Annotated in this window: 1 protein-coding gene; it reads right to left on the reverse strand. The window is 52.9% G+C overall.

Annotated features, from left to right (window positions below):
• Nucleotides 1-1,340, reverse strand: a 1,340-nt coding sequence (locus Q0369_RS02930) for a class II 3-deoxy-7-phosphoheptulonate synthase (protein ID WP_298095739.1), incomplete at its 3' end; no start/stop codon positions are given.
• Nucleotides 1,341-1,455: the final 115 nt, after the last annotated feature.

Consider the following 1,455-nt stretch of genomic DNA (forward strand, 5'->3'; position numbering starts at 1 on the left):
TCCGCCTTTTTTAGATTATCGGCGAGCAAAAACGCAAGCTCTAGCGCCTGATCTGCGTTTAGGCGCGGATCGCACTGCGTTTCGTAGCGCTGTTTTAGCGTCTCTTGCGTCACGTTAAATGAGCCGCCTGTGCACTCGGTGACGTTTTGACCGGTCATCTCAAGGTGAATGCCGCCCGCGTGCGTGCCCTCCGCAGCGTGGATCTCGAAAAAGCTCTGAACCTCGCTTAAAATTTTAGAAAATTCGCGCGTTTTGTAGCCGTTGGCGGTCTTGACGGTATTGCCGTGCATCGGATCGATGCTGTATAGGATCGCCCTGCCCTCGCGCTTTAGCTCGCGTAAAATTTGCGGCAGCCGCGCGCCGATCTTATCCGCGCCCATGCGGATGATGACGTTTAGCCTGCCTGCTTCGTTTTGCGGATTGAGCTTGTCGCAAAGGCGCAAAATTTCATCCGCAGTGCCGCTCGGGCCGATCTTGACGCCGAGAGGGTTTTTGATACCGCTTAAAAAATGCACGTGCGCATCGTCCGCGCCGCGCGTGCGCTCGCCGATCCAAAGCATGTGCGCCGAGCAGTCGTACCAATCGCCACTGGTGCTGTCAATGCGCGTCAGGCACTCCTCGTAGTGCAGCAGCAGCGCCTCGTGCGAGGTGTAAAGCACCGTCTCGGCAAGGCTCGGAGAATTCGCGGCGCTCAGTCCGCATGCCTCCATAAATTTAAGCGTGCGCGAAATTTCATCGCTGAGTTCGTTAAATTTAGCCTCCAGCTCGCCCTTTTTCAAAAAGCCCAAATTCCACTTATGCACCTCGTGCAGGTTCGCAAGACCGCCGCGAGAAAAGGCGCGCAGAAGATTTAGCGTCGAAGCGCTTTGATGATACGCCTCTATCATGCGCGCAGGATCTGCTTTGCGCGCCGCTTCACTAAACTCAAAGCCGTTGATTATGTCGCCGCGGTAGCTAGGCAATCTCACGCCGCCAACCTCTTCGAAGTCGCTGCTACGCGGCTTTGCGAACTGTCCTGCGATACGACCTACCTTAACGACGGGGCGACCCGCCGCAAAAGTAAGAATAATCGCCATTTGAAGCATTACCTTAAACATATCGCGGATATTATTCGCGCTAAAATCATTAAAGCTCTCCGCGCAATCGCCGCCTTGAAGCAAAAACGATTTGCCCTCGCTGGCGCGCGCAAGCTCGGCTTTTAAATTTCGCACCTCGCCCGCGAAAATTAACGGCGGCAGCTTGTAAAGGCGCTCTTTGGCGGCCTGCACCGCACTTTCATCCTGATAGATCGGCTGCTGTAAAATTTTATAATCTTTCCACGACGTCCTACTCCAGCTCATAGCCCCTCCTAGATTTCGTAAAATTTCGCGATTATACCGAAATAAGCTTTTATTAACCCAAAAAATCTTAAAATAGCGCCTTTAGGCAATTTGGAAGGAATTTTATGGAAAACGA

The organism is uncultured Campylobacter sp., from assembly GCF_938030685.1.
In the GTDB taxonomy this organism is placed as follows: Bacteria; Campylobacterota; Campylobacteria; order Campylobacterales; family Campylobacteraceae; genus Campylobacter_B.